Below are 12430 nucleotides of genomic sequence, written 5' to 3'. Positions count from 1 at the left end.
ACGCCGGTGCGATGGTGCCTGAGGCCTAGGTGCCGGTCAGCGCAGCGGGCTGCCCCTGACTCCTCGGCCGTTCATCGACCATCTTGCCAAAGACGATCAGCCGTCCCCGGGCACTGAACTCGGGTGTGCATGTCGTCAACGTGATGTAACGACCCGGCTGGGTGAACGGTGACCCCTTGGGGACCGGTTGAATCACCGTCACGTTGGACGGCGGCGTCTCCGGAATGCCGCCCGCGACCTCATAGGTGTAGTACGCCGTCGCGGTCTCCACCACGATCTTGTCCCCGGGCACCAGCTGCCCGATCTTGCGGAACGGCTGGCCGTGCGTCGTACGGTGCGCGGCGATCGCGAAGTTCCCCGTCCTGTCGGCGGGCATCGCCGTCCCCGTGTAGTGCCCGACCAGCCCCTTGTCGAGCACCTGCTGCTTCTGGGTGCCCTCGGCGATCGGGTACTTCAGGTCAAGCTTCGGGATGTACAGGATGGCGAAGCCCTTGCCCGGCTCGAAGGCCGCGACGGGCTTGCCGGACGCCGTCGGGGCGGGCTGCCGGACCGCCTGGCTCCACTGCCGCTCCAGCTGACTGCGGGTGCCGTCGGCGGAGGCGTCTGCCTGCACATTGGTCCACCACAGCTGGTACGAGACGAAGAGCAGCATCACCAGACCGAGGGTGATGAAGACTTCGCCGACCAGGCGCGCGGCGACCACGGTCCTGGACTCCTTGGGCCGGGGCCGGGGAGGCGCGGCGGACCGCCCGCTCGCCCGGCGCCGGCCGCTGCCCGAGCGCAGCGCCGTCCGCCCCTGAGCGGCCCGCCGCCGCTCCGCGCGGCCACCGGAGGCGGCGGCCTCGTCCGGCACCGCTGTGACCGCCCGCAGCTGCATCGTCTGCTCGCTCGCGAGCCAGGGATGCTCCTGGGCCGGCTCGTACACGCCCCAGTCGCCCGGTTCGGCTCCCGCCTGCGCGCCCCCCTCCGGGCGAACCGCCGTCATCCCGTCAGCCCCGGCCGATCACCGGAGCGAGCCCGGCCGAGCGGCCCACCGCCTCCGGGAAGCCGCACTCCGCCAGCCAGTTGGCGAGCATCCGGTGCCCGCCCTCGGTCAGCACCGACTCCGGGTGGAACTGCACGCCCTCGACCAGCAGCTCACGGTGCCTCAGGCCCATGATCACGCCGCTCTCGGTCCGGGCCGTCACCACCAGGCCGTCCGGCACGGTGCCGGGCTCGACGGCGAGCGAGTGGTACCGCGTCGCCGTGAGCGGCGAGGGCAGGCCGTCGAACACGCCGCCGTCCTCGTGCGTCACCGACGAGGTCTTGCCGTGCAGCAGCTCGGGCGCCCGGTCGACCACCGCGCCGTACGCCACCGCGATCGACTGCAGGCCGAGGCAGACGCCGAACAGCGGCAGGCCGATGCCCGCGCAGTGGTGCACCATCTCGATGCAGACGCCCGCCTCCTCCGGCGCGCCGGGCCCGGGGGAGAGCAGCACCCCGTCGAACCCGGTGTCGCCGTCGCGGCGCACCGCGTGCTCGACGGTCACCTCGTCGTTGCGCACCACCTCGCAGGTGGCGCCCAGCTGGTAGAGGTACTGGACGAGGTTGAAGACGAAACTGTCGTAGTTGTCGACGACGAGGATCCTGGGCGAGCTGCCGGCGGAGGTCATACGCGCGCTACTCCTGAAGGTGCTGGGCTGGCAGATGGGGCGGGTGGACCGGCTCAGCCGGCGCCGCCTTCGTCCACCGTGACGTCACCGAAGGGCAGCAGCGGTTCCGCCCACGGGAAGACGTACTGGAACAGGACGTAGACCACCCCGAGAACGAGCAGCAGCGCGAGGATCGCCCGGACGAGCGCGTTCCCCGGCAGATGCCGCCAGATCCAGCCGTACATGGTGCTCCTCGAGGTTTCAGGTCGGAGTCAAGACTAGACCGCGCCGCGCGCCCGGCAGGCGACAATCACGGCTCCGCCCGCGCGCTACTCCCCGGTGGCGTACCGCAGGTCGACCGTGCCCGAGTACCCCGGCACCGTCATGTCGGCGTTCTCCTGCACCTTCCAGCCCAGCCCGTACGCCGCGACGTACTGCAGGTAGTTGGCGATCGTCGGGTCGGCGTCCACCGCCGCCCGCAGCCTGTCCGTCTTCCCCACCGCCCTGATCACGTACGGCGGCGAGTAGACCCGGCCCTGCAGCAGCAGGGTGTTGCCGACGCAGCGGACGGCGCTGGTTGAGATCAGCCGCTGGTCCATCACCTGGATACCCTCGGCGCCGCCCCGCCACAGCGCGTTCACCACGGCCTGGATGTCCTGCTGGTGGATCACCAGGTCGTTGACGCCGGGCTCGGGGATGCCGGGCAGGCGCGCGGTGGCCCCGGGGGGCGCGTCGTTGAGTGTGACGATCAGCCCGGGCCCCTTCAGCGCCGTCAGGCCGGCCTGCTGCTGGAGCGCTCTGAGCTGGGCGACGTCGGACGGGCTCTGCCCCTGCTGCTTGGCCAGCTCGTCGGCCCGGGCCTGCAGCTCGCCCAACTGCTGCTGGGCCTGTTGGTTCTGGGTGCTCCGCTGGCGTATCACGTCGCTGAGCCGGAGCAGCGAGTTGTCGGTGCGCAGGGAGGTGCCGCGGGCGGTCTCCGCGCTGATGTAGAAGAGCAGTCCGGCCAGTGCGAAGACGGCGCAGGTCAGGGCACGTCCGACAATTCGGGTGCCGCGGCCGCGCTCGGCGCCGGGGCGTTTGGGAATCGTGGAATTCGGCACCGTACCCTTATCTCCTTAAGACCCGGCGAGCCACTACGCTAACGGACGCCGGTGGCATGTGCGGAGCGCCCTGTCCGGTACGCCCGCAGGTTCGCCTGCGGAAGTGCCGACCGATCGCCCCGTACGGACCGGTCCCCACCGCCGCCCGCCCCCCGCTGCACCCTGCGCGGTCACAGCGCATCGACAGGAGATCCCCTCGTGCCGAAGTCTCGACTCCGCAAGAAGTCCGACTACACCCCGCCGCCGGCGTCGACGACCGCGGTGAAGATCAGCTCCGGTCGCACCTGGGTGGCACCCCTGATGCTGGCGCTGTTCCTGATCGGGTTGGTGTGGATCGTCACCTACTACGTGACGAGCGGCAGCTGGCCGGTCAGCAGCTGGGGCAACTGGAACATCCTGGCCGGTTTCGGCTTCATCGCGGCAGGGTTCGGCGTCTCCACCCAGTGGAAGTAAGCCCCCTCTGAGCTGCTCCTGAGCACCGCTCCGGTCCGGTGGCCGAAGCGGTGCTCGGGCATGCCCGGGGTCGGCTCCAGCCGGGCCCGTAGCGTCGGACCGTATGTTTATCCACACAGTTATCCACACTGGGGAAAAGTCCGCCCAGCCTGTGGATAACTTGTTCGTCGGCCGCTGTGCGACCACTCACCCGGTTGCGCGAGAACCACAGCTGGACGCGCGTAGAGGCACCCTTCGCCGACCGCCCGCCCCATCAGCTGTGCACACCCCTGCGCACGCTGTGGACAACGGCGCGCCCGGCATGCCGGGGCGCCTCGGCTCACACCCCGAGGCGCGCGGTCTCCACAGCCACGATCACCAGGACCAGGACCAGCATTCCGGCCACCGTCAACGTCTGCACCACGTTCCGGTGCGCCCGGGGGGCGTACATCATCCCCACTCCGGTGACGGCCCCGGCCACCAGCCCGCCGACGTGCGCGCGCCAGTCGATGAGCGGCACCGAGAAGCTGATCACCAGGTTGAAGACCAGCAGCGCGACCACCGGACCGAGCGGCAGACGGTTCGCGCGGAACAGCACCGCGGTCGCCCCGAGCAGCCCGAAGATCGCCCCCGAGGCGCCCACCGAGTACAGATTGCCGCCGGTGACCAGATAGGCGAGGGCATTGCCGGCCAGCCCGGACACCGCGTACAGCGCCACGAAGCGCAGCCGGCCCAGGACCCGCTCCAGCTGCGGCCCCAGCACCCACAGCGAGATCATGTTCATGATCACGTGCAGCGGCCCGTTGTGGACGAAGACCGCCGTCACCAGCCGGTACCACTCGTCCGGGCCGGTGGCCACGCCCGCCGGGGCGTAACTGGCGTTCCCGGTGAAGCTGTACATGCCGAGCAGCAGCCGCCACTCCGGGTGGACGTACTGGGTGAGCACGAAGACCACCAGGTTGATCCCGATCAGGATCTTGGTGACCAGCGCGTCGTCCCCGGCCGGCTGCCCGCCGAACCGCGTCGTCGCCCGCCGGACCTCCTGGTTGCCGCCGCGCACGCACTCCGGGCAGTGGAAGCCCACCGAGGCGTTCACCATGCACTCCGGACAGATCGGCCGCCCGCAGCGGGCGCAGGCGATACCCGTCTCCCGCTCGGGGTGCCGGTAGCAGCCGGGCAGGCCGCCGTGGCCGCCGTTGCCGCCGTCGGGCTGCGATCGGGCCGGCTCGTCGGGAAGCATCCGGGGGTCCCTCCTCATGGACTGATCCCGGCGGCGCCACCGCGTACGGGGCGCCGCCGGGACCGCCAAGGCTACTGCGAGGCCGTCAGCCGCGCTTGATCTCCACGGACTCGATCACGACGTCGTTGACCGGGCGGTCGCCGCGGCCGGTCTGGACGGCGGAGATCTCCGACACGATCTTCTGGCTGGCCGGGTCGAGGACCTCACCGAAGATGGTGTGCTTGTTGGTCAGCCAGGCGGTCGGCGTGACCGTGATGAAGAACTGCGAGCCGTTGGTGCCCGGGCCGGCGTTGGCCATGGCCAGCAGGAACGGACGGTCGAACGCGAGGTCCGGGTGGAACTCGTCGGCGAACTTGTAACCCGGGCCGCCGGTGCCGGTGCCCAGCGGGTCACCGCCCTGGATCATGAAGTCGCTGATCACACGGTGGAACACGGTGCCGTCGTAGAGCGGCTTGTTGGACTTCTCACCGGTACGGGGGTGCGTCCACTCGCGGGTGCCCTCGGCCAGCTCCACGAAGTTCGCCACCGTCTTCGGGGCGTGGTTCGGGAAGAGCTTGATGACGATGTCGCCGCGGTTGGTCTTCAGGGTGGCGAACAGTTCCTCGGCCACGGGGTGCCTTCCTATCTACCTATGTCACTGACGCCACAAATCATCCCACGACCCGTCCGCGGGCGGGCAGCGCGCCGTGGCGCGTGCCCCGGGACCCCGCAGACGGCCCAACCCGGCGCGCCAAGGAACAAATAGGCATGCATGATCTCGAATCAGGTGGAAATGTGCATACAGGACGCCACCGAGGAGGAGAATCTCGTGACCCGTTTGGACTCAGCTCGTGAAACGGCCGGCAGGACCAGGGACACTCTCGCGCCCTATGCCACCACCGCCAAGGAGACCGCACAGCACTACGCGGACGAGGCCAAGCAGCGGCTCGGCCCCACGCTGGAGGCGCTCGGCCCCAAGGTCGGCGCGGCGAGCGCCCACGCCAGGACCGGCGCTGCCCAGGCGGCCCAGACCGCCAGGCTCCAGTACGTCAAGCACGTGGCGCCGCAGCTCGAACACGCCTTCTCCGCGCTGCCCCCGCACACCCAGGAGACCACGCTCAAGGCCGTCCACCGGGCGCAGGAGGCCGCGCTGGCCGCCAAGCACTCCGCGGCCAAGGCCGCCGAACAGGCGAGGACGGCCGCCGATCAGGCCAGGAGCACCGTCGTCCCCAAGGTCACGGTCGCCGTCGAGGGAGCCCGGTCGACGATCGCGCCCGTCGCCCAGGAGGCCCAGCTGCGCGGCGCCGCGGCCCTGACCGCGCTGCACGGCCACGTCAGCGCCGACGAGATCAGCCAACTCGCCGCCAAGAACATCAAGAGGGAGCAGCGCAACCACTGGGCCACCGGCCTCGCCGTGGCGGGCACCATCGCGGTCGGCACCGGCGTCATCGCCTGGCAGTGGTGGCGCAAGCAGTGCAGCCCCGAGTGGCTGGTCGAGCCCCCCGCCTCCCAGAGCCCGTCGAACAACGACCGCAAGCCCGAGGGCGAGCCCCGCCCCGGCGGCTCCCACGCCTCGAGCGCGGCGGGCGGCGACACGCTCCTCAACGGCTCGGTCCCCCGCGAGCAGCAGGGCGACAACCCGGGCGGCAACCCGGGCGGAAACCCGGGCAGCAACCCGGGCGGCCACGCATCCGGCTCCACCCCCAAGCCCAACCCCGCGCCCGGCAAGCCCGCCCCGGACGACCGCCCCAAGCCCCACGACCCGCGCAAGCCGCACTGACGACCGCAGCGCACGAGAACGACGGACGCCCCGGACCGATCGGTCCGGGGCGTCCGTGCACGTGGAGCTTAGGAGACTCGAACTCCTGACATCTGCCTTGCAAAGGCAGCGCTCTACCAACTGAGCTAAAGCCCCGTGCGGTTTGCTGCGCACTAGCGTACCCGCTCTTCCCGAAAATCTTGAGCGGGATTCGAGCCGGCCCCGGCCACTAGGCCCTGTCTGACAATTCGCGCCGGATCGGCGCGCGGCGGTGGGCGCCCGGCTGGGCGTGCCGGCGGGTCGGTCTCGTACTGGGTCGTACTTGGCCGATCCGCCGGTGCGTCCAGGCGGGATGCCCAGCGTCGTGCGCCCGGCGGGAATTGTCAGACAGGGCCTTGGGCCAGGGCCGGCCCACAGGGGCTGCGGGCAGCCCCCGAAAGATCGTCCGGTGTCTCAGCGGGCGCCGGCGGGGACCGGGTCGGTCGCCTCGGTCCACAGGTCCTGCTCGGCACGGTCGGCCTGGACCTGTGGACCGAGGCGACCGACCCGGTCCCCGCCGGCGCCCGCTGAGACACCGGACGATCTTTCGGGGGCTGCCCGCAGCCCCTGTGGGCCGGCCCTGGCCCAAGGCCCTGTCTGACAATTCCCGCCGGGCGCACGACGCTGGGCATCCCGCCTGGACGCACCGGCGGATCGGCCAAGTACGACCCAGTACGAGACCGACCCGCCGGCACGCCCAGCCGGGCGCCCACCGCCGCGCGCCGATCCGGCGCGAATTGTCAGACAGGGCCTAGTGGCCGGGGCCGGCTCGAATCCCGCTCAAGATTTTCGGGAAGAGCGGGTACGCTAGTGCGCAGCAAACCGCACGGGGCTTTAGCTCAGTTGGTAGAGCGCTGCCTTTGCAAGGCAGATGTCAGGAGTTCGAGTCTCCTAAGCTCCACGTGCACGGACGCCCCGGACCGATCGGTCCGGGGCGTCCGTCGTTCTCGTGCGCTGCGGTCGTCAGTGCGGCTTGCGCGGGTCGTGGGGCTTGGGGCGGTCGTCCGGGGCGGGCTTGCCGGGCGCGGGGTTGGGCTTGGGGGTGGAGCCGGATGCGTGGCCGCCCGGGTTGCTGCCCGGGTTTCCGCCCGGGTTGCCGCCCGGGTTGTCGCCCTGCTGCTCGCGGGGGACCGAGCCGTTGAGGAGCGTGTCGCCGCCCGCCGCGCTCGAGGCGTGGGAGCCGCCGGGGCGGGGCTCGCCCTCGGGCTTGCGGTCGTTGTTCGACGGGCTCTGGGAGGCGGGGGGCTCGACCAGCCACTCGGGGCTGCACTGCTTGCGCCACCACTGCCAGGCGATGACGCCGGTGCCGACCGCGATGGTGCCCGCCACGGCGAGGCCGGTGGCCCAGTGGTTGCGCTGCTCCCTCTTGATGTTCTTGGCGGCGAGTTGGCTGATCTCGTCGGCGCTGACGTGGCCGTGCAGCGCGGTCAGGGCCGCGGCGCCGCGCAGCTGGGCCTCCTGGGCGACGGGCGCGATCGTCGACCGGGCTCCCTCGACGGCGACCGTGACCTTGGGGACGACGGTGCTCCTGGCCTGATCGGCGGCCGTCCTCGCCTGTTCGGCGGCCTTGGCCGCGGAGTGCTTGGCGGCCAGCGCGGCCTCCTGCGCCCGGTGGACGGCCTTGAGCGTGGTCTCCTGGGTGTGCGGGGGCAGCGCGGAGAAGGCGTGTTCGAGCTGCGGCGCCACGTGCTTGACGTACTGGAGCCTGGCGGTCTGGGCCGCCTGGGCAGCGCCGGTCCTGGCGTGGGCGCTCGCCGCGCCGACCTTGGGGCCGAGCGCCTCCAGCGTGGGGCCGAGCCGCTGCTTGGCCTCGTCCGCGTAGTGCTGTGCGGTCTCCTTGGCGGTGGTGGCATAGGGCGCGAGAGTGTCCCTGGTCCTGCCGGCCGTTTCACGAGCTGAGTCCAAACGGGTCACGAGATTCTCCTCCTCGGTGGCGTCCTGTATGCACATTTCCACCTGATTCGAGATCATGCATGCCTATTTGTTCCTTGGCGCGCCGGGTTGGGCCGTCTGCGGGGTCCCGGGGCACGCGCCACGGCGCGCTGCCCGCCCGCGGACGGGTCGTGGGATGATTTGTGGCGTCAGTGACATAGGTAGATAGGAAGGCACCCCGTGGCCGAGGAACTGTTCGCCACCCTGAAGACCAACCGCGGCGACATCGTCATCAAGCTCTTCCCGAACCACGCCCCGAAGACGGTGGCGAACTTCGTGGAGCTGGCCGAGGGCACCCGCGAGTGGACGCACCCCCGTACCGGTGAGAAGTCCAACAAGCCGCTCTACGACGGCACCGTGTTCCACCGTGTGATCAGCGACTTCATGATCCAGGGCGGTGACCCGCTGGGCACCGGCACCGGCGGCCCGGGTTACAAGTTCGCCGACGAGTTCCACCCGGACCTCGCGTTCGACCGTCCGTTCCTGCTGGCCATGGCCAACGCCGGCCCGGGCACCAACGGCTCGCAGTTCTTCATCACGGTCACGCCGACCGCCTGGCTGACCAACAAGCACACCATCTTCGGTGAGGTCCTCGACCCGGCCAGCCAGAAGATCGTGTCGGAGATCTCCGCCGTCCAGACCGGCCGCGGCGACCGCCCGGTCAACGACGTCGTGATCGAGTCCGTGGAGATCAAGCGCGGCTGACGGCCTCGCAGTAGCCTTGGCGGTCCCGGCGGCGCCCCGTACGCGGTGGCGCCGCCGGGATCAGTCATGAGGAGGGACCCCCGGATGCTTCCCGACGAGCCGGCCCGATCGCAGCCCGACGGCGGCAACGGCGGCCACGGCGGCCTGCCCGGCTGCTACCGGCACCCCGAGCGGGAGACGGGTATCGCCTGCGCCCGCTGCGGGCGGCCGATCTGTCCGGAGTGCATGGTGAACGCCTCGGTGGGCTTCCACTGCCCGGAGTGCGTGCGCGGCGGCAACCAGGAGGTCCGGCGGGCGACGACGCGGTTCGGCGGGCAGCCGGCCGGGGACGACGCGCTGGTCACCAAGATCCTGATCGGGATCAACCTGGTGGTCTTCGTGCTCACCCAGTACGTCCACCCGGAGTGGCGGCTGCTGCTCGGCATGTACAGCTTCACCGGGAACGCCAGTTACGCCCCGGCGGGCGTGGCCACCGGCCCGGACGAGTGGTACCGGCTGGTGACGGCGGTCTTCGTCCACAACGGGCCGCTGCACGTGATCATGAACATGATCTCGCTGTGGGTGCTGGGGCCGCAGCTGGAGCGGGTCCTGGGCCGGCTGCGCTTCGTGGCGCTGTACGCGGTGTCCGGGCTGGCCGGCAATGCCCTCGCCTATCTGGTCACCGGCGGCAATCTGTACTCGGTGGGCGCCTCGGGGGCGATCTTCGGGCTGCTCGGGGCGACCGCGGTGCTGTTCCGCGCGAACCGTCTGCCGCTCGGTCCGGTGGTCGCGCTGCTGGTCTTCAACCTGGTGATCAGCTTCTCGGTGCCGCTCATCGACTGGCGCGCGCACGTCGGCGGGCTGGTGGCCGGGGCCGTCACCGGAGTGGGGATGATGTACGCCCCCCGGGCGCACCGGAACGTGGTGCAGACGTTGACGGTGGCCGGAATGCTGGTCCTGGTCCTGGTGATCGTGGCTGTGGAGGACCGCGCGCCTCGGGGTGTGAGCCGAGGCGCCCCGGCATGCCGGGCGCGCCGTTGTCCACAGCGTGCGCAGGGGTGTGCACAGCTGATGGGGCGGGCGGTCGGCGAAGGGTGCCTCTACGCGCGTCCAGCTGTGGTTCTCGCGCAACCGGGTGAGTGGTCGCACAGCGGCCGACGAACAAGTTATCCACAGGCTGGGCGGACTTTTCCCCAGTGTGGATAACTGTGTGGATAAACATACGGTCCGACGCTACGGGCCCGGCTGGAGCCGACCCCGGGCATGCCCGAGCACCGCTTCGGCCACCGGACCGGAGCGGTGCTCAGGAGCAGCTCAGAGGGGGCTTACTTCCACTGGGTGGAGACGCCGAACCCTGCCGCGATGAAGCCGAAACCGGCCAGGATGTTCCAGTTGCCCCAGCTGCTGACCGGCCAGCTGCCGCTCGTCACGTAGTAGGTGACGATCCACACCAACCCGATCAGGAACAGCGCCAGCATCAGGGGTGCCACCCAGGTGCGACCGGAGCTGATCTTCACCGCGGTCGTCGACGCCGGCGGCGGGGTGTAGTCGGACTTCTTGCGGAGTCGAGACTTCGGCACGAGGGGATCTCCTGTCGATGCGCTGTGACCGCGCAGGGTGCAGCGGGGGGCGGGCGGCGGTGGGGACCGGTCCGTACGGGGCGATCGGTCGGCACTTCCGCAGGCGAACCTGCGGGCGTACCGGACAGGGCGCTCCGCACATGCCACCGGCGTCCGTTAGCGTAGTGGCTCGCCGGGTCCTTAAGGAGATAAGGGTACGGTGCCGAATTCCACGATTCCCAAACGCCCCGGCGCCGAGCGCGGCCGCGGCACCCGAATTGTCGGACGTGCCCTGACCTGCGCCGTCTTCGCACTGGCCGGACTGCTCTTCTACATCAGCGCGGAGACCGCCCGCGGCACCTCCCTGCGCACCGACAACTCGCTGCTCCGGCTCAGCGACGTGATACGCCAGCGGAGCACCCAGAACCAACAGGCCCAGCAGCAGTTGGGCGAGCTGCAGGCCCGGGCCGACGAGCTGGCCAAGCAGCAGGGGCAGAGCCCGTCCGACGTCGCCCAGCTCAGAGCGCTCCAGCAGCAGGGCCGGCCTGACGGCGCTGAAGGGGCCCGGGCTGATCGTCACACTCAACGACGCGCCCCCGGGGCCACCGCGCGCCTGCCCGGCATCCCCGAGCCCGGCGTCAACGACCTGGTGATCCACCAGCAGGACATCCAGGCCGTGGTGAACGCGCTGTGGCGGGGCGGCGCCGAGGGTATCCAGGTGATGGACCAGCGGCTGATCTCAACCAGCGCCGTCCGCTGCGTCGGCAACACCCTGCTGCTGCAGGGCCGGGTCTACTCGCCGCCGTACGTGATCAGGGCGGTGGGGAAGACGGACAGGCTGCGGGCGGCGGTGGACGCCGACCCGACGATCGCCAACTACCTGCAGTACGTCGCGGCGTACGGGCTGGGCTGGAAGGTGCAGGAGAACGCCGACATGACGGTGCCGGGGTACTCGGGCACGGTCGACCTGCGGTACGCCACCGGGGAGTAGCGCGCGGGCGGAGCCGTGATTGTCGCCTGCCGGGCGCGCGGCGCGGTCTAGTCTTGACTCCGACCCTGAAACCTCGAGGAGCACCATGTACGGCTGGATCTGGCGGCATCTGCCGGGGAACGCGCTCGTCCGGGCGATCCTCGCGCTGCTGCTCGTTCTCGGGGTGGTCTACGTCCTGTTCCAGTACGTCTTCCCGTGGGCGGAACCGCTGCTGCCCTTCGGTGACGTCACGGTGGACGAAGGCGGCGCCGGCTGAGCCGGTCCACCCGCCCCATCTGCCAGCCCAGCACCTTCAGGAGTAGCGCGCGTATGACCTCCGCCGGCAGCTCGCCCAGGATCCTCGTCGTCGACAACTACGACAGTTTCGTCTTCAACCTCGTCCAGTACCTCTACCAGCTGGGCGCCACCTGCGAGGTGGTGCGCAACGACGAGGTGACCGTCGAGCACGCGGTGCGCCGCGACGGCGACACCGGGTTCGACGGGGTGCTGCTCTCCCCCGGGCCCGGCGCGCCGGAGGAGGCGGGCGTCTGCATCGAGATGGTGCACCACTGCGCGGGCATCGGCCTGCCGCTGTTCGGCGTCTGCCTCGGCCTGCAGTCGATCGCGGTGGCGTACGGCGCGGTGGTCGACCGGGCGCCCGAGCTGCTGCACGGCAAGACCTCGTCGGTGACGCACGAGGACGGCGGCGTGTTCGACGGCCTGCCCTCGCCGCTCACGGCGACGCGGTACCACTCGCTCGCCGTCGAGCCCGGCACCGTGCCGGACGGCCTGGTGGTGACGGCCCGGACCGAGAGCGGCGTGATCATGGGCCTGAGGCACCGTGAGCTGCTGGTCGAGGGCGTGCAGTTCCACCCGGAGTCGGTGCTGACCGAGGGCGGGCACCGGATGCTCGCCAACTGGGCTGGCGGAGTGCGGCTTCCCGGAGGCGGTGGGGCCGCTCGGCCGGGCTCGCTCCGGTGATCGGCCGGGGCTGACGGGATGACGGCGGTTCGCCCGGAGGGGGGCGCGCAGGCGGGAGCCGAACCGGGCGACTGGGGCGTGTACGAGCCGGCCCAGGAGCATCCCTGGCTCGCGAGCGAGCAGA

General features: G+C 70.9%; 13 protein-coding genes, 2 tRNA genes and 3 pseudogenes. 8 read left to right on the top strand and 10 right to left on the bottom strand.

All coding sequences use genetic code 11. The features are described from left to right. Nucleotides 1-25: 25 nt before the first annotated feature. The 4 genes and pseudogenes from FB465_RS18360 to FB465_RS18350 all read right to left on the bottom strand — a co-directional run. Nucleotides 26-703: pseudogene (locus tag FB465_RS18360) on the bottom strand (class E sortase); the annotation flags it as partial. Between the two features lie 286 nt (nt 704-989). After that, the gene (locus FB465_RS18355) at nt 990-1652 is read right to left on the bottom strand and encodes an aminodeoxychorismate/anthranilate synthase component II (RefSeq protein ID WP_145791999.1); all 663 of its coding nucleotides are present in this window, start codon (nt 1650-1652) and stop codon (nt 990-992) included. A gap of 53 nt (nt 1653-1705) precedes the next feature. Continuing rightward, a complete protein-coding gene (locus tag FB465_RS35880) occupies nt 1706-1876 on the bottom strand; it encodes a hypothetical protein (RefSeq protein ID WP_170290628.1) in 171 nt (56 codons plus the stop codon). 84 nt (nt 1877-1960) lie between these two features. Continuing rightward, nucleotides 1961-2731: a DUF881 domain-containing protein gene (locus FB465_RS18350; RefSeq protein ID WP_425461187.1), complete on the bottom strand. Its 771-nt coding sequence runs from the start codon at nt 2729-2731 to the stop codon at nt 1961-1963. 198 nt (nt 2732-2929) lie between these two features. Here FB465_RS18350 and crgA (FB465_RS18345) point away from each other — a divergent pair, with 198 nt between their 5' ends. Further along, a complete protein-coding gene (gene crgA, locus FB465_RS18345; protein WP_145791998.1) occupies nt 2930-3184 on the top strand; it encodes a cell division protein CrgA in 255 nt (84 codons plus the stop codon). A gap of 319 nt (nt 3185-3503) precedes the next feature. Here the strand turns inward: crgA (FB465_RS18345) and FB465_RS18340 are convergent, their stop codons facing one another. Together FB465_RS18340 and FB465_RS18335 are read right to left on the bottom strand one after the other, a co-directional pair. Beyond that, on the bottom strand, nt 3504-4403 hold the full coding sequence (locus tag FB465_RS18340) for a rhomboid family intramembrane serine protease (RefSeq protein WP_145791996.1): 900 nt from the start codon (nt 4401-4403) through the stop codon (nt 3504-3506). Between the two features lie 85 nt (nt 4404-4488). Next, nucleotides 4489-5013 carry a peptidylprolyl isomerase gene (locus FB465_RS18335; RefSeq protein WP_145791994.1) on the bottom strand — a complete coding sequence of 175 codons (525 nt, stop codon included), beginning with the start codon at nt 5011-5013 and terminating at the stop codon, nt 4489-4491. Between the two features lie 198 nt (nt 5014-5211). Between FB465_RS18335 and FB465_RS18330 the strand changes: the two genes are divergently transcribed. Next, nucleotides 5212-6162, top strand: a complete 951-nt coding sequence (locus FB465_RS18330) for a DUF5324 family protein (protein ID WP_145791992.1) — start codon at nt 5212-5214, stop codon at nt 6160-6162. 62 nt (nt 6163-6224) lie between these two features. On the opposite strand, the gene FB465_RS18325 is transcribed toward FB465_RS18330, so the two are convergent. After that, nucleotides 6225-6297: transfer RNA gene (locus tag FB465_RS18325), tRNA-Ala, on the bottom strand. A 297-nt stretch (nt 6298-6594) separates the two neighbouring features. After that, nucleotides 6595-6744 carry a DLW-39 family protein gene (locus tag FB465_RS37955; protein WP_425461251.1) on the bottom strand — a complete coding sequence of 50 codons (150 nt, stop codon included), beginning with the start codon at nt 6742-6744 and terminating at the stop codon, nt 6595-6597. Between the two features lie 264 nt (nt 6745-7008). On the opposite strand from FB465_RS37955, the gene FB465_RS18320 reads away from it, so the two are divergent. Next, nucleotides 7009-7081, top strand: a tRNA-Ala gene (locus FB465_RS18320). 62 nt (nt 7082-7143) lie between these two features. On the opposite strand, the gene FB465_RS18315 is transcribed toward FB465_RS18320, so the two are convergent. Then, nucleotides 7144-8094: a DUF5324 family protein gene (locus FB465_RS18315; protein ID WP_145791992.1), complete on the bottom strand. Its 951-nt coding sequence runs from the start codon at nt 8092-8094 to the stop codon at nt 7144-7146. A 198-nt stretch (nt 8095-8292) separates the two neighbouring features. On the opposite strand from FB465_RS18315, the gene FB465_RS18310 reads away from it, so the two are divergent. Then, entirely contained in the window at nt 8293-8817 is a 525-nt protein-coding gene (locus FB465_RS18310; protein WP_145791994.1) for a peptidylprolyl isomerase, read from the top strand. Nucleotides 8818-8901: 84 nt separating this feature from the next. After that, nucleotides 8902-10002 carry a rhomboid family intramembrane serine protease gene (locus tag FB465_RS18305; RefSeq protein WP_145792008.1) on the top strand — a complete coding sequence of 367 codons (1101 nt, stop codon included), beginning with the start codon at nt 8902-8904 and terminating at the stop codon, nt 10000-10002. 119 nt (nt 10003-10121) lie between these two features. Here the strand turns inward: FB465_RS18305 and crgA (FB465_RS18300) are convergent, their stop codons facing one another. After that, nucleotides 10122-10376: a cell division protein CrgA gene (gene crgA / locus FB465_RS18300; RefSeq protein WP_145791998.1), complete on the bottom strand. Its 255-nt coding sequence runs from the start codon at nt 10374-10376 to the stop codon at nt 10122-10124. 214 nt (nt 10377-10590) lie between these two features. Between crgA (FB465_RS18300) and FB465_RS18295 the strand changes: the two are divergent. From FB465_RS18295 to FB465_RS18290, 3 genes and pseudogenes are all read left to right on the top strand, one after another. Further along, nucleotides 10591-11346: pseudogene (locus FB465_RS18295) on the top strand (DUF881 domain-containing protein). An 85-nt stretch (nt 11347-11431) separates the two neighbouring features. Beyond that, nucleotides 11432-11602: a hypothetical protein gene (locus FB465_RS35875; protein WP_170290628.1), complete on the top strand. Its 171-nt coding sequence runs from the start codon at nt 11432-11434 to the stop codon at nt 11600-11602. Between the two features lie 53 nt (nt 11603-11655). Continuing rightward, nucleotides 11656-12320 (top strand): annotated as a pseudogene (locus FB465_RS18290) (aminodeoxychorismate/anthranilate synthase component II). Nucleotides 12321-12430: the final 110 nt, after the last annotated feature.

Origin of the sequence: Kitasatospora atroaurantiaca, assembly GCF_007828955.1 — a bacterium.
Lineage (GTDB): Bacteria > Actinomycetota > Actinomycetes > Streptomycetales > Streptomycetaceae > Kitasatospora > Kitasatospora atroaurantiaca.
Note: the sequence above shows the minus strand (reverse complement) of the source record. Positions and strands in the feature narration are given on the sequence as shown.

Excerpts from the sequence above, each read along its gene's own strand:
- FB465_RS18355 (WP_145791999.1), bottom strand. The coding sequence starts at position 1,652 with ATGACCTCCGCCGGCAGCTCGCCCAGGATCCTCGTCGTCGACAACTAC.
- FB465_RS35880 (WP_170290628.1), bottom strand. The coding sequence starts at position 1,876 with ATGTACGGCTGGATCTGGCGGCATCTGCCGGGGAACGCGCTCGTCCGG.
- FB465_RS18340 (WP_145791996.1), bottom strand. The coding sequence starts at position 4,403 with ATGCTTCCCGACGAGCCGGCCCGATCGCAGCCCGACGGCGGCAACGGC.
- FB465_RS18305 (WP_145792008.1), top strand. The coding sequence starts at position 8,902 with ATGCTTCCCGACGAGCCGGCCCGATCGCAGCCCGACGGCGGCAACGGC.
- FB465_RS35875 (WP_170290628.1), top strand. The coding sequence starts at position 11,432 with ATGTACGGCTGGATCTGGCGGCATCTGCCGGGGAACGCGCTCGTCCGG.